Below are 21,625 nucleotides of genomic sequence, written 5' to 3'. Positions count from 1 at the left end.
TGATTTTTACTATTTAATAAAGAACGAAAATCATTAGTGTGACCCTTACAAAAATGTAATAAAAATGTAAGCTATTGTGATAGTTATTTCGACAATTTTTTTATACAATAATAGTAAGAAGTTGTACGTGATTGAAAGGAGAGATGACATGGAATGGATTCATGAATTATTTCAGCAATACGGGTACTATGTTGTACTTGTCGGCTTGCTGTTAGAATATATTGCACTTCCGTTTCCGGGAGAGCCAACGTTAGCATATGCGGGATTTTTAGCACATAAGGGTGATTTAAGTTTACCGATTTTAATTATTCTATCCTTTATTGGGACAAGTGTAGGAATGACGATTCAATACTTTTTAGGAAATAAATTAGGTATGCCTTTCATTCAAAAGTATGGGAAATACGTATTTTTAACGCAAAGAAAAATCGACTTAACGAGAATGTGGTTTGATAAGTATGGGTACTTCCTGATTTTTATTGGTTTCTTTATTCCTGGTGTACGTCATTTCACAGGATACTTTGCAGGAATTATTAATTTACCATTCCGTCGTTTTGCCATTACAATTTATTCAGGCGCTCTATTTTGGGTATCATTCTTCTTAATCGGTGGTTACTGGTTAGGTGGAAACTTACATGATATCTTTGGAGTGCTAGAAGGTCATATCGGTAAAATCATTTTTGGAGTTATTGTGATTGTAGCGGTTACGTTAGGTATTCGTTTCCGTAAGCAGTTAAAACGAGTATTACTACAAAACGCAAGTTAATATGAAATCCATTCTATGTCAGAATTTAGGAAGTCAGTGCAAAAGCACTGACTTTTTTATTTTTAAGACTATGTTTAATGCACATTTTACATTCTTTATAGGAATTTGATACAGGATAAGAAATAAGTATCTTGTCAATTATTATAGTCGTAATGACAATTATAATTGACAAAGATAAGGATATTATTTACAATTTTAATTAAATAAATGAAAAAGAGGGAAGACATGAAGCTTCAAAATCGAGTGAGGGAATTGCGAGCAAAGCATCGTTTATCACAAGGGGATTTAGGGAAAGCGATTGGATCATCACGGCAAACGATTAGTTTAATTGAGCGCGGGGATTATGCACCATCTATCGTATTGTCGTTAAAAATCGCACAAATTTTCAATGTACCGGTGGAGGAAATATTTACGTTAGTAGAGGGGGAAGAGGACGATGAAGAGTAAACGAAAAAAACAATTTGATTCTGTGGGGAAAATAGCATTAAGTATGATGGGTGGCTTTTTAACGTCTTATATAGCTTTAAATTTACTCTCGGATGAACCGAGAAAATTATCATCCAATACATTTATAGGTATATGTACTATTTTTGGAATCTTAATGATGTACTATACTTGGAAGAATACACGTATGTTAGCAGAGGCACGCGATGAAGAAGAGAGCGTACAAGGCAGAAAATTAGGCATTATAAGTATATATTTACGTGTAGGCGATATAGTTACGCAGGCATGGTTTGTATATGCAGTTATTACATGTAGACGTGCACTGTTGCAGGATACAAATGTTTCATTTGCGGTGTGGAATTTAGTAGCTTCTATTGTTTGTTTAACTACTGTAGTAATTATCGGACTTATAACAAAAAATCGTTATAATAAGCTATATCCTGAACAAGGTGTAACGTATATGGAATCTATGAAAATGTGGACGAAAAACGCAGATGAAGGATTAAAGCACATTGTGCATGAGGCTGGATATAAAGCGTATGAATTTACGAATACAATATTGGCATATGTATGGTGGGCTGCCGTTATATATACAGCTGCTAGTGATATCGATTTTGTATTAATTGGCTTAATCTCATTTATTTGGATATTGCATCTCGGGAAGTTCATGTACGAAATGCAGAGGAAAATGATTTATTAAGGGGAGAAAAAGGTGGATATTTTAAGAAGGCCAGCTGGCTCAATGACAGTGGCGCTAATTCTGTCCATTTTATACGGAGTAATCCGAACTGGGAAATTAGAAGTAATTTTGAACCTATGGGCAATAGTTGGAATTTCATTATTAGTGTTAGCCATTCATGAGCTAGGACATGTAGTATTTGGTGTAATAGGTGGTTTAACATTTAAATTTATGACAGTAGGACCCATTACTATTCAAAAAGAAAAGGGAAAATTACGCATTCGAGCAAATAAATTATGGGCTTACTTTGGAGGCGTTGCAACACTAGTACCACCTTCTATAGAGACACCGAATCTTTCGAAAAAATGGGCGTGGCTCACTTTAGGTGGACCAATTACGAGTTTACTGTTTGGTATTACTTCCGGTTACATATACATGGTGAGTTATTATCAATATCTTTTATATTTTTCCTTTTTCCATTTTGCAATCTTTGCGGTTACAATTGTGCCGATAAAAGGAACGCTTATGAGTGATGGGATGCAATTTCTTATTTTAATTAAAGATGATGAAAGAGCTAGAAATCATTTATATGAGATTCAAATATCGAGTGAGTTATTTAGTTATAAAAGACCGAAAGATTGGGATGAAAGATTAGTAGAATTGAGTGAGGAGAAAATAAAAGAGAATAAAGGGATAAGAGAGATAATGAGTAGACTTATGCTTGTCTTTTTTGCTCGTGCAGATCAAGAGGGAATGGAAAGAGCGATACCGTATATAGAAAGAATTGTTCAACTACCTGTAACGAAAGAAAATAAGTTTTTCGTTAGTAGTTTTCATAGTTGGTATCTTTTATATAAAGCCCTTTATGAGATGGATAGTCTTTCTTTGCAAGAAGCAAAGGAACATGCAAAGGCTATTACAAAAATGGACTTAAACGGATATTATCGTACACAAGGAATTATCAAATATTTAGAGAATGATCTAGAAGCTTCCCATACTTATATGAAGAAAGCTGATAAAGAATTGGAGAGCGCCGAGAAGAGTGAGATGGGATATTTACAATTAGAAAGAAAATGGTTTGAGCAGCTGAAAGAGAGGGTATCTTACGATGGGTGAGGTATCCTCTTTTTTCTATGTCATCTTATGCCGTTCCATAAACAGCCTAGGACGAGTAAAATGAGATAAGAAGAGCAAAGCTTGGAGGAATTCTAGATGGAAATTTTAACGATTATTTTAATCGTCTTGCTCATTTATGTTGTTTTTAAAGTGGCATATGTAGCATTAAAGATACTCGCGATCTTATTAATTATCTTTTTAATCGTAGAGTTCGGCAGTAAGTTGCTTGGTGGATAGGGTATGTTGTGCGTTTTGAGTGTCGAAGGTTGTCGGTAAATCGATATCTTGTGTCGAACCGTCGATATAATGAAAAAATCGTTGATATAAGTGGAGAAACGATCGATATATTTGAAAAATCGTTGATATATTTTAGTGAATACGAAGTGGGGTATATGGAAAAGAAGTTGCCGTGAGGGCAACTTCTTTTTATCGTGATGCGGGGTATGCAAACCAACATAAAAAAGCTGGAAGAGTATCTTCCAGCTTAAGAGTTACTTTCAATTTGGCGACCGCTATCTTCTTCATTGTCTTGTAATAGGTTGAATACGTCTGCTAAGCAGAATGCAATGAACCAAGTCCATAGACCGTGGAAGAAAGCTGAGCTTAATTGAAGTGGTAATGTATAGTTTGTCATTGAGTAGGAAATACATCCACCAACGATTCCGATCATTGTTAATAACATTGTTTTTTGAGCGTTTTCTTCTGGATTGAAGAGGAAGTAAATGTATCCGCCTAAAATTGAAGCGCTTACAAGTGTTTCGATTCCATTAAAGATGATATTCTCTCCAAGCTGAGTGTTTGTCCAGAAGCAGATTGTTCCGCCGATAATAGCAAACAGGACAGCTATTGTATATCGTATATATTGATTCATATGTTCATCTCCCTATGTAATAAGATGATTTGGAAGTCAAAAAGGTAGGTATAGTATATTGAAGTGAGTTTTAATTGTACGTATCTTTTTATAAAAAGATCATTGAAGAGTAACTAAGATGATCGGTTGTTTAAACCGTTACGTGTATGGTGTCTGAAATATACCCGACTGCTCGTTTCTTTTTGCTTGTAAAATAAGAGAAACTTCCAAGTCTATATACTCTTTTTTTGTGAGTCTGCTTTCATTATAACACATTTAGGGACATAATAATAGAATTATCTGATTTTGTAATAAGTGTAAAAAATAAAAAGCGCAAGGAAATACCATTAACGGTGCAGTTTAGTGGAAGAAGGATTTTAATTTATTATGATGAAATATGTAATCAAGGTGAGATCTAAGAATGAGGCCTAAATACTATAAAAAATGTTTTATAGCATGAATGTAAGGGAGGAGAGCTAACTTGGAGTTCACAACAGAAAGATTAATAATTAGACCTTTTAAGAGTACTGATTTACAGGATGTATTTGCTATTTATAATAGTGATGATACATGTAAGTTCCTATTACATAACAAGTGGACTCATGAAGACATGCAGAAAAGATTTAATAAGAAGATAGCAAATCATGTACTTACTAAAGAAACAATATTAAGTTTGGCAGTTATATACAAAAATAAAGTAGTTGGTGATTTATCCGTATGGTACACAAATATGAAAGACACTGTTGAGATTGGTTATAGTTTTTCAAATGAAGTAGCTGGGAGAGGTTTGGCGACAGAAGCAGTAAGTAGTTTGGTATTGAAATTATTTAATGAATTCAATGTACATCGTATACAGGCTAATCTTGATGCACGTAATACAGCTTCACAAAAATTGTGTGAACGAATAGGCATGAGAAAGGAAGCCCATTTCATACAAGATTTTTGGAATAAAGATGAATGGACAGACAGTATTGTATATGGAATGCTATCCTCCGATTTGTAGTAATAAACTTAGTGATTTTATTATGCTAAAAGGTACGTTAGTTGAATAACAAAGGGCATAACATATTATATATGACTAATATGTTATGCCCTTTAATTTATTAACCTTTTTATATGCGTTTGAAACGGCCGACAATTTCAACTGTTTCAGTAATGTTCATAAATGCTTTGTTATCCACTTGACGGATAATACGTTTCATTTCGCCTAACTCATAGCGAGTCACGACAGTGTAAATCATTTTTTTCTTATGGTTTGTATAGCCGCCGACAGCGTCTACCATTGTCACCCCGCGTATGCCGTGATGTAGTAGTGCGCTTTTTATTTCCTCGCCTTTTTCTGTAATAGTCATTATCGTTAATTTAATATGTTTCGTATGCACAGCGTCGATAACTTTGCTGACTACAAATCGACTAATTAACGTATAAAGTGTAATATCCCATCCGAAAATAAAACCTGCTGCTACAAGTAAGATTAAGTTGAATACAAATATGATTGCTCCAATTGAAACATCTCGATATTTCGCTACAATCAATCCAACAACATCAAAACCACCTGTTGAAGAAGCAAATCGGAATATAATTCCTGAAGCTGCTCCGCAGATAACACCACCGAATACAGAAGAAAGTAAAATATCGTCTGAAACTTGGTGTACCGGGATAATGTTCATCGCTAACGATGACACAGCTACAAAGTAAGCTGTTAAAAAGGTTGTCTTCTTGCCTAAGTAAAAGTGACTTAAAATAAGAAGAGGAATGTTTAGTAAAAAGATAAGTGCACCGATATTGTAGTGCATTAAATAACCGATAATCATCCCTACACCAGCGAATCCACCGCTAATCATATTATGCGGGATAAAAAACATATTCATAGAAATTGCATACAAAATAGAAGCTATAAAAATAACAACCAACTGTATCATAAATTCTAAGTGAAATGTTTTAGCTGCTGGGAAGGATAAAAAGGCGGTGTCGGGAACGTAATCGGCGTCTCCTAGTTGACCCATAGTATGTTTCATCTCCATATTCATTTTTGATTACAAGAAGAGAATAAAGGTTTTTTCAAAAACTGGCAATAGTTTTATTATAATGCAAAAATTTTATAAATTTCTAATAAATCAAGCCTATTCATTGATGTGTGTGAATATGCTAAAGAAAGCGAATACAACGTTTCTTAATTATTGTTTTCTTGAGAAAATATGCAAAATACTTTTTTTGAAAATAAAAGGAAATAGAGAATATTTGCCCGATGTGCTAAAATGACCTTATTAAGGATGTGAAGCGATGGAATTTTTATTGCAGGATGCAATTCTATATATATCGTTTGTAACGACGGCACTTTGTTTATTAGAAGTTTTCTTCCTTGCTAATGTTTCTCGCTTTGTGCGTCAACAAGCATCAAGCGGTAGACAAAGAGCTTTTGCGTTAGTTGATACATGTGAAGATAGTGCGGGAAATGTACCGCTATTTTCTATTTTTTATAAATATGGAATGATTCGTTCTGTACGCAGACAAGAATCAAGTGAAGAGAATGACGAGGTCGGTCCGTATACGCCAATGTTTCGCTAAATAATTACGAAACATTGGAGGAATGAACATGTTAAAATCATACCGAGCTGTGCTCGTTAGTTTATCATTATTATTTGTTTTTGTTTTATCTGGTTGCAGTAATGCGGCCCCAATTGATGCACATAGTACTGGGATTTGGGATCATTATTTTGTATATCCAATCTCGTTTATGATTCAATTTGTTGCTCATCATATACCTGGAGCTAGCTTTGGGATTGCTATCATTATTATGACGCTCGTTATTCGTTCAGCGATGATTCCATTAGCTGTTTCGCAATATCGCAGCCAAGCGAAAATGAAGAAAATGCAACCTGAATTGCAGAAGCTAAAGAAAAAGTACGGTGATGTAAGCAAAGACCTTGAAAAACAAAAGCAGTATCAAAAAGAAATGTCAGAACTAATGAAATCAGGCGGTTGGAATCCACTTGCTGGTTGCTGGCCAATTTTTATACAAATGCCGATTTTCTCTGCTTTGTATTATGCGATTAGCAGAACTGAAGAGATTCGCACATCTTCGTTTTTATGGGTGAACCTAGGACATGCAGATCCATATCATATATTACCGATTATTGCAGCGTTAACGACATTTATTCAGATGAAAGTTTTCCAATCGAATATTACACCTGGAGAACAAGTGCAGATGCTGAAAATGCAGCAAATTATGATGCCAGCAATGATTCTATTTATGGGGTTTGCGGCGCCATCAGGACTTGTGTTGTATTGGATAACAGGTAACTTATTTACAATGACACAAACAATTGTATTAAGAAAAATAATGGAACGTGAAGAATTACAATTACAAAAGGCTTAGTGAAACACCGCTCATTACGAGCGGTGTTTTTTTTTGTTAAGTCGTTAAGGAAATGTTAAGAAACCGACATTACTATAGGCATTGTATACGAAAGTGTACATGCATTAGAAATATGAAGGAGGAAATTTCCTATGAAGAAGAAAACAGTTGGGTATTTAGCGATTGCAGGTGCGTTATCATTCGGAATCATTGGAGGAGTCGGCATTCCGGCATTCGCGGCAACGAATACTCCAACAGCTGAGCAAGCGACAAAAACAGCGAAAAAAGATTTAGATGCCGCTACAAAACAAAAAGTAAAAACGATTATGGACGATACAAAGAAACAGTTACAGGAGCTAGGTGTAAAGCTTCCAGAAAAAGAAAAACGTAAAGAAATGTTTGCGGGATTAGATGAACAGGCGAAAGAAAAAGCGAAGTCAATTTTAGAGCAAGAGAAGTCTGGTAAATTAACACGAGAACAAGCAAAAGAAGAATTAACAAAATTAGGCGTGAAGTTCCCGGAAAAGGGTAAGCACAAAGAAATGTTTGCGGGATTAGATGAACAGGCGAAAGAAAAAGCGAAATCCATTTTAGAGCAAGAAAAGTCCGGGAAATTAACACGAGAACAAACAAAAGAGGAATTAACAAAGCTAGGCGTGAAAATGCCGGAGAAAGGTAAGCATGGAGATATGTTTGCTAACTTAGATGAACAGACAAAAGAGAAAGCAAAGTCAATTTTAGAGCAAAAGAAATCCGGAAAATTAACGCATGAGCAAGCAAAAGAAGAATTAACAAAATTAGGTGTGAAACTTCCAGAGAAAGAGAAGCATGAAGACATCTTTGCTGGATTAGATGAAGCAACAAAAACAAAAGCAAAAGCGATTTTAGACAACGAAAAGAAACAATTAGAGGCATTGAATGTTGATTTACCGCACCATAAGTTTTTTATGAAAAAAGAAGATAAATAATTGATTTATGTATCTTTCGTGTGGGCAACCGGAAGGTACGTGCGAGGACCGATTTCTGTCAGCAGAAATCGGTCCCTTTTAATGATTCAATAAAATTCTTTTCATTGTTAGTATGTATCCGAAGATGCAGTAGAAGATTGCAAAACTGATAAACACTTCCGTATATTGATATTTACCCAATACGTAGAAGGAAACAGCTGGTATAATAGCTACCGCTAAAATGCTATAACCAGGATACTTGTGCCGATGCATGATAGCGAATAGAATAGAGAGAAACGTAGCAATGATACAAAAGACAGCAATCATTATTGGTGCACCTCCTAAACGGATTATACCATTTTTAGGGAAATGGAGAAGTGTCGTACCTTCTGTTATAATATAAGAAGAGAAATATTTCCTATGTTATATAAAAAATATATTGATTTTTTCTAACAATTCAATATAATGAACAATAACTACAAAATTCGACATCAAGAAGTGATGATGAGGACACGATCAATTTTTTACGATTTTCAGAGAGGGAAGCCTTTGGCTGTGAGCTTCCTAATACGGAAAAATGGATTACCACCTCTGAACTGCAGCAGTGAACGAGCATCTAGTAATTGCTTGCCGGCAAAAACCGTTATTTAGACTTGAGAAATTGGTGAAGTGTGTTACTTTACGAATTGAAACAAGGGTGGAACCACGAATACAACACTCGTCCCTTTTTTAGGGAGGAGTGTTTTTTTATTTCATTTTTGCATCACACTAGGATTGGAAGGAGGATACGCAGCATGCATCATGATGAGAAGAACAAAATTGGTTTAACAGTAGCACTTTCTATCGTAGTAGGAACGATTATTGGATCTGGTGTGTTTATGAAACCAGGGAGCGTATTAGATTACTCGGGGAGTTCTAATATGGCCATTCTTGCTTGGGTAATTGGTGGTCTGTTGACGCTAGCAAGTGGTTTAACAGTAGCTGAAATTGGAGCGCAAATCCCGAAAAATGGTGGGTTGTATACGTATTTAGAGGAGATTTACGGAAGTTTTTGGGGATATTTATCAGGTTGGATGCAAACAATTGTTTATGGACCTGCTATTATCGGAACATTAGGTTTATACTTTAGTTCTTTAATGATTAATTTTTTCTATTTAGATAAAGTGTGGAATTTACCAATCGCAATTGGAACGGTTGTGTTCCTTGGCGTTGTAAATAGTATGGGAACAAAATACGGAGGTATCGTTCAAACAATCACGACAATTGGGAAGATGATTCCGATTGTGTTAATTGTTGTGCTAGGTTTCTGGAAAGGGAATAGCGATATCTTTAACGTAGTTGTGCCAATATCGGAAAATCAAAGTATCGGTATGGCAATTTTAGCAACGTTATTTGCTTATGACGGCTGGATTTTACTTGCTTCGATTGGTGGAGAAATGAAGAATCCAACAAAGTTATTACCGAAAGCAATGACAGTAGGGATTTTAATCGTAACGGCTGCTTACGTATTAATTAACTTGGCGTTATTAAATGTATTACCAGCAGCGAAAATTGTAGACCTTGGAGAAAATGCAACAGCAACAGCTGCAGGCATGTTACTTGGAGAATATGGCGGAAAAATTATTAGTATCGGTATTATCGTTTCCATTTTCGGCTGTTTAAATGGAAAGATTTTAACGTTCCCACGTATCCCAATGTCTATGGCAGAGCGTGGACAACTTCCATTTTCTAAGTTTATTGCAAAGGAAAGTCCGAGATTTAAAACACCAGCAAATGCGATTACTGTTGAAATCATTTTAGGAATTATTTTAATGATTATTAGTGATCCAAATAAGCTATCTGAGATTTCCGTATTCATTATTTATATTTTCTATGTAATGACGTTTATTGGTGTCTTCATTTTAAGAAAACGTAATAAGAATAAAGAGCGTGCATATAGTGTGCCGTTATTCCCAATCGTACCAATCGTAGCGATTTTAGGTTCGCTCTTTGTAATTGGTAGTGCAATTATCAATGATCCGGTAAGTTGTTTCTTATCAATTGGAATTGTCTTTACGGGACTTCCGGTGTATTGGTATTTAAATAAGAAGAAAGAAACAGAATGATGGAAGGGTAGGCGTATAATACGCCTACCTTTTTTACTGTAAAAAAATTATACTTGCGTCCACTTTCTATTTTGGTTACTATAGTCGTAGTAACCAAAAAGAAAGCGTGGGGAAAGACTTGAATTTTCGTGTTTATATTTTAGCTATCGCGGCTTTCGTAGTCGGAACGGTTGAGTTAATTATAGGAGGAACGCTCGATTTAGTTGCCAATGATTTAGGAGTATCTATTAGCGCAGCTGGTCAGCTTATAACAATATTTTCGGTAGTATTTGCTTTGTCAGGTCCAGTTTTATTAGCTGTGACAGGGAAGTTTGAAAGAAAAACATTGTATGTTGGAGCATTATCGATTTTCTTAATCGGAAATATTATTTCCGCATTTAGTGTGAATTACGGAATGCTAATGTTCTCAAGGGTTATTTGTGCGGCGAGTGGTTCATTAATTATTGCACTATCGGTAACACTTGCTTCTAGTGTTGTAGAACCGCATTTTCGTGCGCGTGCAATTGGAATCATTTTCATGGGAATTAGCGGATCACTCGTACTTGGAGTACCGCTCGGTCTTGTGCTCGGAAATGCATACGGATGGCGTGCACCATTTGTATTAATTTCTGTATTAACAGTTATGGCAATAGCTTGTATTTCATTGTTCTTAACGAAAGTACCACCGACATCGGTATTATCAATAAAAGAACAACTTGCTACTTTAAAAGATAAAAAAATTGTAAGTGCACAGTTAACATCATTTTTGTTTTTAACGGGGCATTTAACATTGTATGCATATTTAACACCGTTTTTAAAAGATGTCATGCATGTTGAAGCGAACTGGATTAGTGTGTTTTACTTTATTTTCGGAATCGCAGCAGTAATTGGCGGCGGATTCGGTGGATGGCTTGCTGATAAATGGGGGTCGAAGAAAAGTATTATCTCGATTATTATCGTATTTGCATGTGCAATCTTCATGTTGCCATTAATGACATTCTCATTCCCGCTCTTCATCATTATGATGGGACTTTGGAGTATGCTGAGCTGGGCGATTTCACCAGCACAGCAAAATTATTTAATTGAAATTGCACCGGAATCAGCTGGTATTCAGCAAGGTTTAAATAACTCTGCGCTTCATTTAGGAATTGCACTGGGTTCAACAGTAGGGGGAGTTGTTATTGAAAAATCATCTGTTATATATAATGCTTGGGTAGGCGGTGGCTTTATTATATTAGCACTGCTTTGCGCGATTTTCTCAATTACGAGAGGACGCTCTACTCAGTTCGTGAAAGAAGAATCTATCGTTTGATAGGTTCTTTTTTATTTGTAAAAAATTGCAGGTTTTAGTAGGTAAATGGAGAAAAGGGTATATGGCGAGGTGATAGTATATGGATTATTCAATTATTGGTTTTATATTCACAGTATTGCCGTTATTTGTAGTTATCATTGTTTTTAGATGGATTCGTTTCATCTATCAAAATTCAGAGAAACAGGTAGAGCAAAATGAGAAAATCATTGAGCTGTTGATGGAGATAAAGGAACAAAATAAAAAGGAGTCTAAGTGAAAAACTAGACTCCTTTTTATTATTTAATTAGTACCTCAATTTCATCAACAAACTCTTAATTTCCTCATCTTCCATAAAGAGATCGTGGTGCTTCTGGGTAATCTTTGCAAGTGCAACGTCGTGATAGAAAAATTCTGTAAAGAACTTTACGAAAGGTTGTGACATTGTTTTCATCGCTTGCCATGACTCTTGTTCTACGCCAGCAAATAAAATTTCACGATCGTCAACGATGAGTAGCAAGTAGCGCTCTAATGCATTAGGTTCTTCAGCTGGGATTAGAAAATGCATGTTTTCTAAGTCTGTTTCTACTTCTCCAACAATAAGGGACTCAATTTGAACACCTTGTTTTGCTTTTTGTTCTAGTAAAGGAAGATATTCTAAAAGAGTATCATTCCAAGCTGAAATACGGATTGATTCTTGTGCACTTTCAATGAGTTCTTTACTTTGAACTCGAATAGAAGATTGCATCTTTAAGCTCCACACACGGTCATCTGTAAATGATTTTTTTGATATATTTGTTTCCAGTTCTTTAATATTTGATTGGAATTCTGTCGTTAATTTTTCAATTGCTAGCTTTAGTGGTAATGCTGTATACAATTTTTTCTTTTCTGAAACAGAATCCATTACCATTCCTTTATCGATTAGGCGTGCTAGCACTTCATATATTTTTGCTTTTGGAACACCTGAATGCTTCACAATCGTTGTAGCATCTAATGGTTCATTGCTTGATACGACAACTTCATAAGCCTGGCTTTCATATTGTGAGAAACCGAATTTTTGTAACATAGTTCCCTCCGAACGAATGAGATTATATTTTAAGGATAATGAACTATTTGTTTTTGCACAAGTGGTAGTCCTTTTTCTAATTGTATTAAGGTGAGAATTAATTTCAATTTTTTAATTTTATCTATTATACTTAATATAATGATTAATAAGTTTTTTAATTTAATACGAAGGGGATGCTGGGGGAAGATGTTAAGAAGTTTACGTTTAAAAATTGCGGTAGTGTTTTCAGTACTTATTTCTATGATGTTCGTAATATTGGGTACAGCTGTGTATCAATTACAGAAAGAAAAGGAAGTGCGTTCCTTAGACGAGTATTCTCAAAATGCGATGGATCTTGTGACAGAGCAACTTACGACATTTGTTCAAAGAACGGATGAAGATATGGGGTATTACGCGAACAGTGAGATGATTCGTAATATACTTCAAGGTGGGGTTACTCCAGAAGAGGAAGCGTTTTTAACGAAAGAGTTTGCGGAGTATAAAAAGAATCATCCTGGTATTTTAGATTTATATATTGGTACGAAAGATAAAAAAACATTAAGTGCCAATCTTGCTGAAGGTGGGCAAGTGCCAGAAGGATATGACCCAACGACAAGACCATGGTATAAAGATTCAGAGGCTGATGTAAAAAAGGTCCATTGGGGACAACCTTCTTATGAAATTGCAACAGGAAAGTTAAGTGTAGGTGTTTCTAAAGCAATTACAGCTCAAGATGGGTCTGTATTAGGCGTTGTTGCGATGGATGTATCGCTTGGTACGATTCAGAAGTTGCTTCACAATATTCAATACAATAATGACGGAGAAATGTTTATTATAAATGATAAAAATATGGCTCTTGTTTATCCAGAAAAGATAGGGAAAGATGTTTCTAAAGAGCCACTTATAAAGAGCTTAAATAAAGAGGTAACAAAATATGCGGTCACTACAATAAAAGGTGAAGATGTAGTTGTTTATAGTCAATCATTTGACACGATGAAATGGACGATAGGAATCTTTTATCCGAAAGAAACGATCGATGGGCTATTAAATAGTACGAGAAATACAGTTATTATAATGGCATGTATTAGTTTATTAGTTGGAATCGTAGCTTCCTACTTGTTCTCAAGAAGATTAGCAAGACCACTGCAACTATTAAAGAATCACGTGCAAAAAGTAGCAGAAGGCGATTTAACGCTGCGAATGAAAGTGACAAGTAAAGATGAAGTTGGAGAGTTGACTAAGCACTTTAATGATATGGTTGAACAAATGAATGAAATGGTAAGTAAAATTAAAAACAGCGTATCAACGGTGCAACAATCAACGAATAGTTTACATTATTTAACGAACGAAACAGTAGCGGCTAGTAGAGAAGTTTCAGGAGCGATGGATGATGTGAGCGGAGGAGCTTCTACTCTTGCGAATAGTGTGGATGAAGTTTCAGCTCAGCTCGAGAATATGGCGGAGTCAGTAGAACAAATGAATAGCTCCGTTGGTGAAATAAAAGGAGTGGCTGGCAAAGCGGAAGAGGCATCTAAGCAAGGATTAAATACAATGAGGAATTTAATCCGTACGAGGGGACAATCATCTTCGATTGTTGTTCATACAGAAGAAGCATCGGATAAGTTAGAACAAAGAGTTGGATCGATTCAAAATGTTGTTGAGCTTATAAAAGGTATTTCGGATCAAACAAATTTACTTGCTTTAAATGCATCGATTGAAGCTGCCCGTGCAGGTGAGCAAGGTAAGGGATTTGCGGTTGTTGCTGAAGAGGTTCGGAAATTAGCGGAACAATCAAAAGAGGCAACCGGAGAAATCACAATGATGATTGGTGATGTACAATTAGAAGTAAAAAGGGTTGTAGAAGTTGTAAGTAAATTGAAAGACATTGCAGATGTGCAAAATAAAGTGACGACAGAGGCGGAAATGGAGTTCCGTACAATTATGTCAGTTGTAAATACGATTAGTACTTCAGTTGAAAAAATTGTAGAAGAGGTACATAACATAGGTTATGAGCAAGGGGAAATTACAGCGGTAATGCATACAATTGCTGGTACGAGTCAAGAAAGTGCAGCTGTTTCTGAAGAGGTACATGCTGCAACGGAATCACAGGTGAATCATTTAGAAAAGGTAGCTCACACGATGGAAAGTTTGACAGAACATATGAGAGATTTAGAAAGATTAGTCGAGCAGTTTAAAGTGGAAGAGTAACATATTAGTAAAATGATGAGGATTTCGGTAAAATAGACAATGGATATATAAGAAACGATTATAGGAGGAAGACTACTATGGCAATTGTTGATGTATCGATTATTCCAGTAGGAACAGGTAATCCAAGTGTTAGTGAATATGTAGCAGAAGTACAAAAGGTGCTAGAGAAAAATGCAGATCGCGTGAAGTATCAATTAACACCGATGAATACAATTATTGAAGGAGATCTTCCTGTCATTCTAGAAGTAATTCAACAAATGCATGAAGTTCCATATACGAAAGGTGCACAGCGTGTTGCAACAACTATTCGTATTGATGATCGTCGTGATAAAGTAAGCACAATGGAGAAAAAATTAAACTCTGTTCGATCAAAATTATAAGAAAAAGCAGCGATCTTCGCTGCTTTTTTCATATAGGAGGTAAATAAGATGAGTGAAAAGTTTAATGAACAATTTGACGGGTTGTTAGAGAAATACACGGAATTATTACTTGGAGAGAGCAATGAAGAGAGAAAAGAACAGGTACAGAAGTGGGCACTGTATTCTTACATAGCTAAGACGATGCCAGCTTTAGTAAAGCATTGGAATGAAACTTATCCAGATGCGAAAGAAGAGATGGTACAGTTAATTACAGATATTAAAAGGCTGAATGAAGAGAAGCGAAATGAGCAATAAAAAAACTTGAGGTAAATATAATCGCAAGTTTTCTGTATTAATATCCTTATATAATTTACATGGAATATAAAGGATTTTATAGGCATGTCGAATATTTTCGACATGCCTATTTTATGCCTATTAAACTCCATTTTTCTAAATGTCGAAAAATATTTCAGGTATATTTATAAGCAGAAATATAGGTTTTTAAATGTTTTTATAGTATTTTATAAATTATCTAAATAATTATTTGTATCCAATAATTTTAAACAATGATATAATTTTGAAGAGGGGTAAAAAACAGATAAATTACAGTCATAGGGGTGAATTACATGGAACAATTAATGCGAAATTCGTTTCTTTTCTTATCTAAAAATAAAGCGCTAACAAAACTGGCTAAAAAGTACGGTTTACGCTTTGGTGCAGGTCGCTTCGTCGCAGGGGAGACGATTGAATTAGCGACAGCTGCCATTCAACAATTAAATAAGCAAGGTCTTTGTGTAACAATCGATTATTTAGGTGAATTCGTTGATAATGAAGCGGAAGCAAATGAAATGGCTAACCAATCGATTGAAGCGATCCGTGCAATTGGAAGAGAAGGTCTTGATTCGCAGCTTTCTTTAAAGATGACTTCTATGGGATTAGATATCTCTGATGAAATCGTAATGAACAATATGCGCCGTATTTTAGAAGCTGCAAAAGAAAATGGTGTGTTCGTTACAATTGATATGGAAGATTATACACGCTGCGGAAAGACAATTGATATCTTTAAACAGTTAAAATCTGAGTACGATAATATTGGTACTGTTATTCAAGCTTACCTATATCGTACAGAAAAAGATATTGAGGATTTAAATGCTTATAAACCTAATTTACGTCTTGTAAAAGGAGCTTATAAAGAACCTGAAGAAGTGGCGTTCCCGGACAAGAAAGATGTAGATGACAATTATAAAAAGATTATTAAAATGCACTTATTAAATGGAAATTATACTGCAATTGCTTCACATGACGAAGCGATTATTGAATATACAAAAAAACTTGCTGAAGAACATAATATTCCAAGGGATCAATTTGAATTCCAAATGTTATATGGTATTCGTAATGAGCGTCAACTTGAGCTAGTAAAAGAAGGTTACAAAATGCGTGTTTACGTACCTTATGGAAACGATTGGTATGGATATTTCATGCGCCGTCTAGCAGAGCGTCCAGCAAACGTTGCGTTCGTATTAAAAGGTATGGTTAAAAAATAACCAAGGAGAAAATACTCCTTGGTTATTTTAATTGCTGAAATGCGTAATGTGCCATTTTTTTCGTATCAGGATATAGTTGCGCGCGAGTAGAAGATAATACGACGTTAATGACGCGTTTACCGTCTTTTTCATCCACTGTTACGACTGTATATTTTCCGAGTGCTGATAGACCGCTTTTACTTCCAATCGCATATGGATCGTCATATAGTTCTTCTCGTCCGTAGTTTGCGATGTTTGGAGAGCGTTCTGAAGTATGTAGAGTTGTACGTGTTGAATTCATATATTCTAAAACAACTGGATACTTTAATGCTTCTTTCGTAATAATAGCAATGTCATATGGCGATACTTTATTTCCAAGTGCATCAGCACCACTTGCGTTCTTGAAAGTCGCATGCTTTGTACCGAGTTCCTTCGCTCTAGCATTCATCATTTTTACAAATTCATTTTTTGATCCTGCAATATGTTCTGCAATTGATTCAGCTATTGGATCTGCACTAATGATAAGCATAAGTTTTAATGCCTCATCACGCTTTAATTTTTCTCCAGCACGAAGTTTAATTTTCTTACTTTGACTTTCTGTTTTAATTGCGTTTTCTGTAACTGTAATTTCTTCATCCTCTTTTACATTCTCTAGTAAAAGAAGGGTTGTCATCATTTTGGCTATACTAGCCGGATAAGAGCGTTCGTCTTCGCGTTTTCCATACAAAACTTCACCTGTGTCTGCATCGATTGTAACTCCATATTGCCCAGTAATATTAGGTTGATCAGCTCTTACAGCTTGTTGCCTTTGTGCATAAGAGAAGAAAATCATCCCTGTAAATAGTGTGGCAATCATTACAATCATAACTATTGTTCGTTTCATTATAATTCCCTCATTTGTTACAAATAAATTGGGCAGAAAAAGCAGCCATTAATCATTATGCCACGTTCTCTGCCCAAAAATATAGCGTTATTTTTCGCCCATATTATGCTTTTTATATTGTTGGTTATTACCTTGACGTCCTTTTTCCACGCCGTGGTTATGCGGACCTGCGTTTCCAGTTACACTAGCTGCACTAATTCCAGCCTTTGAAGGGTTCTTCTTAAGTTTTGCCATATATATTCCTCCAGTTTCGTCAGATTATAAAAAGGGAAAGTGTATTTTAGTGAAGAAAATACATATATAGCATGGGCAAATAAAAGAAAAATATTTATTTCAGAAAATTTTATCAATAAATATATTGCGAAAATTTAAACAGTATCATATATTTATTAGTAGAGGCTCACTCATTGATTGCGACTTATGTCGAAAAATTGAATGAGCATTCATTCAAGAATAGGGGGAGAATTGGATGTTCCAAATTAAAAAGGCTGCTGTTCTAGGTTCAGGCGTAATGGGTTCGGGAATTGCGGCACACTTAGCTAATATTGGTATTCCGACATTATTGCTTGATATTGTACCACCTGCGCTTACGAAAGAAGAAGAAGCGAAGGGACTTACATTAGAACATAAAAGTGTGAGAAATCGTTTTAGTAATACGGCTGTGCAAAAACTATTAAAGCAAAAACCAGCTCCTCTGACAGTGAAAGGAAATTTAGCACTGATTGAAGCAGGTAACTTAGAAGATGACCTTGAGCGTCTAGCTGATGTAGATTGGATTATTGAAGTAGTAGTTGAAAACTTAGATATTAAAAAGAAACTATTTGAAAAAGTAGATGCGGTTCGTAAACCGGGTTCTATCGTAAGCTCGAATACGTCAGGTATTTCAGTTGAAAAAATGGCAGAAGGTCGTTCAGACGACTTCCAGAAACACTTCTTAGGCACACACTTTTTTAACCCACCACGATATTTAAAACTTCTAGAGGTAATACCGACGAAAGAAACAGATCCACAAGTATTAAGCTTCATGAAACTATTTGGCGAAGACGTTCTTGGAAAAGGCGTTGTTATCGCAAAAGATACACCAAACTTTATTGGAAACCGCATCGGTACGTACGGTTTACTTGTTACTCTTCAAGAGATGGTAAAACGCGGCTATAGCATTGGGGAAGTTGATTCTGTAACAGGCCCACTTATTGGTCGTCCGAAGAGCGCAACGTTCCGCACATTAGATGTTGTCGGTTTAGATACATTCGTACACGTTGCAAATAACGTATATGAAAATGTGCAAGAAGAAGAGCGTGATGTATTTAAAGTACCAGCTTTCATGCATGACATGCTTGAGAAAAAATGGCTTGGAAGTAAAACGGGTCAAGGCTTCTTCTTAAAACAAGGAAAAGAAATTTTAGAATTAAATCCTGAAACGATGGAATACGAAGCGCGTAAAAAATTAAAAGCTGCATCCGTAGAGTTAAGTAAACAAGAAAAAGGATTAGCGAATAAATTGAAAGCGCTTGTATACGCGAAAGACCGTGCAGGAGAGTTATTATGGAACATCATTACACCAACTCTTTTATACTCTGCAAAACTTCATAAAGAAATTGCTGACGATATCGTTGCAATTGATCAAGCGATGAAGTGGGGCTTCGGCTGGGAGCAAGGACCATTTGAAGTGTGGGATGCAATCGGCGTTGAAAAATCTGTTCAAAAGATGGAAGAAAACGGCGTAGTTGTTCCTACTTGGGTGAAAGAAATGTTAGAGAAAGGTTTCACTACTTTCTATAAACATGATAACGGCGATAGCTACTATTACGATAATGGCGAATATAAGCTAATTGAGCGTAATAAAAAAGCAATTTCTCTTAAGCAATTAAAAGCGAAAAATGGTGTATTAAAGAAAAATAGCGGAGCGAGCTTAATTGATTTAGGCGACGGCATCCTTTGCTTAGAGTTCCATTCGAAGAGCAATGCAATCGGTATGGATATTACGCAAATGATTAACTACGCTGTTGATGAAGTAGAAAAGAATTATAAAGGTCTTGTTATCGGTAACCAATCGAAGAACTTCTGCGTTGGTGCGAACCTAGCAATGATCTTAATGGAAGCACAAGACGACAACTACTTTGAAATTGAGTGGGTTGTGAAAAACTTCCAAGATGCAATGACGAAAATTAAGTACTCTTCTAAGCCAGTTGTAGCAGCACCATATGGTATGACGCTTGGCGGAGGTACAGAAGTTTGCTTACCAGCAGCGAGCATTCAAGCTTCTAGTGAAACGTATATGGGCTTAGTAGAAGTTGGTGTTGGCTTAATCCCTGGCGGAGGCGGTAATAAAGAGCTATACATTAAACACTTAAACAAAATGGCAAACGGTGTAGAGTTTGATCTGCAAAAAGTTGCAAATAAAGTGTTCGAAACAGTCGCAATGGCGAAAGTTTCAACTTCAGGACAAGAAGCAGTTTCTCATAACTTCTTAGGTGATAAAGATGGTATTAGTGTGAATGGTGATCACTTACTATACGATGCGAAACAGAAAGCACTTGCTTTATATGAAGCTGGTTATAAAGCGCCGATCCGCAAAAAGATACCAGTTGTTGGGGAAACAGGATATGCAACTCTTGCACTTGGTGCGGAAGCAATGCATTTATCTGGTTACATTTCAGAGTACGATCTTCACATTGCTAAGAAACTTGCATATGTCATTGCGGGCGGAAAAGTACCGTACGGAACAGAAGTTGATGAGCAATATTTATTAGATGTAGAACGTGAAGCATTTATTAGCTTAGTAAGTGAGATGAAATCACAAGCAAGAATGCAGCACATGCTTGTAAAAGGAAAGCCATTACGTAACTAATAACGAGGGGAGATATCGTTCATGAGAGAAGCTGTCATTGTTGCGGGAGCAAGAACACCAATTGGAAAAGCAAAGAGGGGTTCATTAAAAACAGTTCGTCCTGACGATCTAGGGGCGTTAGTAGTAAAGGAAACGTTAAAGCGTGCGAATTATGAAGGACCAATCGATGATTTAATTTTCGGTTGTGCGATGCCAGAAGCAGAGCAAGGTTTAAATATGGCTCGTAATATCGGCGGATTAGCAGGACTTTCTTACGATGTTCCAGCTATTACGATTAACCGTTACTGTTCTTCAGGTTTACAAAGTATCGCTTACGGAGCAGAGCGTATTATGCTTGGTCACTCTGAAGCTGTATTATCAGGCGGAGCAGAATCAATGAGTTTAGTTCCAATGATGGGACACGTTGTTCGTCCGAATAGTCGCCTTGTAGAAGCGGCTCCAGAATATTATATGGGTATGGGACATACAGCAGAGCAAGTTGCTGTGAAATATGGAATTTCTCGTGAAGAGCAAGATGCATTTGCAGTAAGAAGTCATCAACGTGCTGCGAAAGCATTAGCTGCAGGAAACTTTGCTGATGAAACAGTATCTGTAGATGTAACGTTACGTACTGTTGGATCAAATAACAAACTGCAAGAAGAAACAATCACTTTCGCACAAGACGAAGGTGTAAGAGCAGAAACAACGCTAGACATTTTAGGTAAATTACGTCCAGCATTTAACGTTCGCGGTTCTGTAACAGCTGGTAACTCTTCACAAATGAGTGACGGTGCAGCATCTGTACTATTAATGGATCGCGAAAAAGCAGTGAGCGATGGCATGAAGCCACTTGCGAAATTCCGTTCATTTGCAGTAGCTGGCGTACCACCAGAAGTAATGGGAATCGGCCCAATCGCTGCAATTCCAAAAGCGTTAAAACTAGCTGGCTTAGAGCTATCTGATATTGGCTTATTTGAACTAAATGAAGCATTCGCTTCTCAATCAATTCAAGTTATTCGTGAACTTGGTTTAGATGAAGAAAAAGTAAACGTAAACGGTGGTGCAATCGCACTTGGACATCCACTTGGCTGTACAGGAGCAAAACTAACACTATCTCTTATTCACGAAATGAAACGCCGCAACGAACAATTCGGTATCGTAACAATGTGTATCGGCGGCGGAATGGGAGCAGCGGGAGTATTTGAATTACTTTAAAAAAAGTGGAAGCGGCTCGCTCAGAATGAGAGG

The 21,625-nt window shown here is 36.1% G+C and carries 24 protein-coding genes and 1 other annotated feature; of the genes, 18 read left to right on the top strand and 6 right to left on the bottom strand.

Annotation, left to right across the window (positions count from 1 at the left end; translation table 11 throughout):
- The first annotated feature begins 148 nt into the window (after positions 1-148).
- From NST90_RS23945 to NST90_RS23925, 5 genes are all read left to right on the top strand, one after another.
- Positions 149-763 carry a DedA family protein gene (locus NST90_RS23945; protein WP_000454754.1) on the top strand — a complete coding sequence of 205 codons (615 nt, stop codon included), beginning with the start codon at positions 149-151 and terminating at the stop codon, positions 761-763.
- 225 nt (positions 764-988) lie between these two features.
- Positions 989-1,210 (top strand): helix-turn-helix transcriptional regulator, encoded by a 222-nt coding sequence (locus NST90_RS23940; protein ID WP_000776168.1) that lies wholly within the window; start codon positions 989-991, stop codon positions 1,208-1,210.
- Positions 1,200-1,907, top strand: coding sequence for a DUF3169 family protein (locus NST90_RS23935; protein ID WP_000837717.1), 708 nt, complete (start codon positions 1,200-1,202; stop codon positions 1,905-1,907). Before NST90_RS23940 ends, NST90_RS23935 begins: the two co-directional genes overlap by 11 nt.
- A 42-nt stretch (positions 1,908-1,949) precedes the next feature.
- Complete coding sequence (locus NST90_RS23930; RefSeq protein WP_033687785.1) at positions 1,950-3,002, top strand: site-2 protease family protein; 1,053 nt, start codon at positions 1,950-1,952, stop codon at positions 3,000-3,002.
- 96 nt (positions 3,003-3,098) lie between these two features.
- Positions 3,099-3,239 (top strand): DUF3985 family protein, encoded by a 141-nt coding sequence (locus NST90_RS23925; protein WP_000404784.1) that lies wholly within the window; start codon positions 3,099-3,101, stop codon positions 3,237-3,239.
- Between the two features lie 247 nt (positions 3,240-3,486).
- On the opposite strand, the gene NST90_RS23920 is transcribed toward NST90_RS23925, so the two are convergent.
- Positions 3,487-3,873 (bottom strand): DUF3938 domain-containing protein, encoded by a 387-nt coding sequence (locus NST90_RS23920; protein WP_001077773.1) that lies wholly within the window; start codon positions 3,871-3,873, stop codon positions 3,487-3,489.
- A 460-nt stretch (positions 3,874-4,333) separates the two neighbouring features.
- Between NST90_RS23920 and NST90_RS23915 the strand changes: the two genes are divergently transcribed.
- The gene (locus NST90_RS23915; RefSeq protein WP_006918810.1) at positions 4,334-4,855 is read left to right on the top strand and encodes a GNAT family protein; all 522 of its coding nucleotides are present in this window, start codon (positions 4,334-4,336) and stop codon (positions 4,853-4,855) included.
- 109 nt (positions 4,856-4,964) lie between these two features.
- Here the strand turns inward: NST90_RS23915 and NST90_RS23910 are convergent, their stop codons facing one another.
- Positions 4,965-5,858: a YitT family protein gene (locus NST90_RS23910; protein ID WP_000530044.1), complete on the bottom strand. Its 894-nt coding sequence runs from the start codon at positions 5,856-5,858 to the stop codon at positions 4,965-4,967.
- A 277-nt stretch (positions 5,859-6,135) separates the two neighbouring features.
- Between NST90_RS23910 and NST90_RS23905 the strand changes: the two genes are divergently transcribed.
- The 3 genes from NST90_RS23905 to NST90_RS23895 all read left to right on the top strand — a co-directional run bounded on the left by NST90_RS23905 (position 6,136) and on the right by NST90_RS23895 (position 8,178).
- Positions 6,136-6,420 carry a hypothetical protein gene (locus tag NST90_RS23905; RefSeq protein WP_000394930.1) on the top strand — a complete coding sequence of 95 codons (285 nt, stop codon included), beginning with the start codon at positions 6,136-6,138 and terminating at the stop codon, positions 6,418-6,420.
- A gap of 28 nt (positions 6,421-6,448) precedes the next feature.
- The gene (yidC, locus tag NST90_RS23900; protein WP_000920522.1) at positions 6,449-7,231 is read left to right on the top strand and encodes a membrane protein insertase YidC; all 783 of its coding nucleotides are present in this window, start codon (positions 6,449-6,451) and stop codon (positions 7,229-7,231) included.
- Positions 7,232-7,362: 131 nt separating this feature from the next.
- Positions 7,363-8,178 carry a hypothetical protein gene (locus NST90_RS23895; protein ID WP_048534616.1) on the top strand — a complete coding sequence of 272 codons (816 nt, stop codon included), beginning with the start codon at positions 7,363-7,365 and terminating at the stop codon, positions 8,176-8,178.
- Between the two features lie 78 nt (positions 8,179-8,256).
- Here the strand turns inward: NST90_RS23895 and NST90_RS23890 are convergent, their stop codons facing one another.
- Positions 8,257-8,484, bottom strand: a complete 228-nt coding sequence (locus NST90_RS23890) for a hypothetical protein (RefSeq protein ID WP_025709833.1) — start codon at positions 8,482-8,484, stop codon at positions 8,257-8,259.
- A gap of 165 nt (positions 8,485-8,649) precedes the next feature.
- Positions 8,650-8,886: a binding site (T-box leader), on the top strand.
- Between the two features lie 65 nt (positions 8,887-8,951).
- On the opposite strand from NST90_RS23890, the gene NST90_RS23885 reads away from it, so the two are divergent.
- The 3 genes from NST90_RS23885 (at position 8,952) to NST90_RS23875 (ending at position 11,809) form a co-directional block, all read left to right on the top strand.
- Positions 8,952-10,262 (top strand): amino acid permease, encoded by a 1,311-nt coding sequence (locus tag NST90_RS23885; protein WP_000546312.1) that lies wholly within the window; start codon positions 8,952-8,954, stop codon positions 10,260-10,262.
- 106 nt (positions 10,263-10,368) lie between these two features.
- On the top strand, positions 10,369-11,553 hold the full coding sequence (locus tag NST90_RS23880; protein WP_003272319.1) for an MFS transporter: 1,185 nt from the start codon (positions 10,369-10,371) through the stop codon (positions 11,551-11,553).
- Between the two features lie 79 nt (positions 11,554-11,632).
- On the top strand, positions 11,633-11,809 hold the full coding sequence (locus NST90_RS23875; RefSeq protein WP_000386584.1) for a hypothetical protein: 177 nt from the start codon (positions 11,633-11,635) through the stop codon (positions 11,807-11,809).
- Between the two features lie 27 nt (positions 11,810-11,836).
- On the opposite strand, the gene NST90_RS23870 is transcribed toward NST90_RS23875, so the two are convergent.
- Positions 11,837-12,595, bottom strand: coding sequence for a TrmB family transcriptional regulator (locus tag NST90_RS23870; RefSeq protein WP_000939481.1), 759 nt, complete (start codon positions 12,593-12,595; stop codon positions 11,837-11,839).
- A 186-nt stretch (positions 12,596-12,781) separates the two neighbouring features.
- On the opposite strand from NST90_RS23870, the gene NST90_RS23865 reads away from it, so the two are divergent.
- From NST90_RS23865 to NST90_RS23850, 4 genes are all read left to right on the top strand, one after another.
- On the top strand, positions 12,782-14,782 hold the full coding sequence (locus NST90_RS23865) for a methyl-accepting chemotaxis protein (RefSeq protein ID WP_061666026.1): 2,001 nt from the start codon (positions 12,782-12,784) through the stop codon (positions 14,780-14,782).
- A 77-nt stretch (positions 14,783-14,859) separates the two neighbouring features.
- Positions 14,860-15,162, top strand: coding sequence for an MTH1187 family thiamine-binding protein (locus NST90_RS23860; RefSeq protein WP_001018860.1), 303 nt, complete (start codon positions 14,860-14,862; stop codon positions 15,160-15,162).
- A 48-nt stretch (positions 15,163-15,210) separates the two neighbouring features.
- Positions 15,211-15,456 carry a YusU family protein gene (locus NST90_RS23855; protein ID WP_001290594.1) on the top strand — a complete coding sequence of 82 codons (246 nt, stop codon included), beginning with the start codon at positions 15,211-15,213 and terminating at the stop codon, positions 15,454-15,456.
- Between the two features lie 311 nt (positions 15,457-15,767).
- Positions 15,768-16,685, top strand: a complete 918-nt coding sequence (locus NST90_RS23850) for a proline dehydrogenase (RefSeq protein ID WP_000436783.1) — start codon at positions 15,768-15,770, stop codon at positions 16,683-16,685.
- 22 nt (positions 16,686-16,707) lie between these two features.
- Here the strand turns inward: NST90_RS23850 and NST90_RS23845 are convergent, their stop codons facing one another.
- Both NST90_RS23845 and NST90_RS23840 read right to left on the bottom strand, forming a co-directional pair.
- Complete coding sequence (locus NST90_RS23845; protein ID WP_000831462.1) at positions 16,708-17,547, bottom strand: serine hydrolase; 840 nt, start codon at positions 17,545-17,547, stop codon at positions 16,708-16,710.
- 87 nt (positions 17,548-17,634) lie between these two features.
- Positions 17,635-17,781 (bottom strand): YuzL family protein, encoded by a 147-nt coding sequence (locus NST90_RS23840; protein WP_001096344.1) that lies wholly within the window; start codon positions 17,779-17,781, stop codon positions 17,635-17,637.
- Positions 17,782-18,016: 235 nt separating this feature from the next.
- Between NST90_RS23840 and NST90_RS23835 the strand changes: the two genes are divergently transcribed.
- Positions 18,017-20,398, top strand: coding sequence for a 3-hydroxyacyl-CoA dehydrogenase/enoyl-CoA hydratase family protein (locus NST90_RS23835; RefSeq protein ID WP_000486378.1), 2,382 nt, complete (start codon positions 18,017-18,019; stop codon positions 20,396-20,398).
- A gap of 21 nt (positions 20,399-20,419) precedes the next feature.
- Positions 20,420-21,592 carry an acetyl-CoA C-acetyltransferase gene (locus tag NST90_RS23830; protein WP_001206345.1) on the top strand — a complete coding sequence of 391 codons (1,173 nt, stop codon included), beginning with the start codon at positions 20,420-20,422 and terminating at the stop codon, positions 21,590-21,592.
- Positions 21,593-21,625 lie beyond the last annotated feature (33 nt).

This window comes from Bacillus sp. FSL E2-8900 (assembly GCF_037966225.1).
GTDB classification, from domain to species: Bacteria; Bacillota; Bacilli; order Bacillales; family Bacillaceae_G; genus Bacillus_A; species Bacillus_A cereus.
The sequence above is the reverse complement of the archived record's forward strand: the minus strand, read 5'-3'. Positions and strand labels throughout refer to the sequence as shown.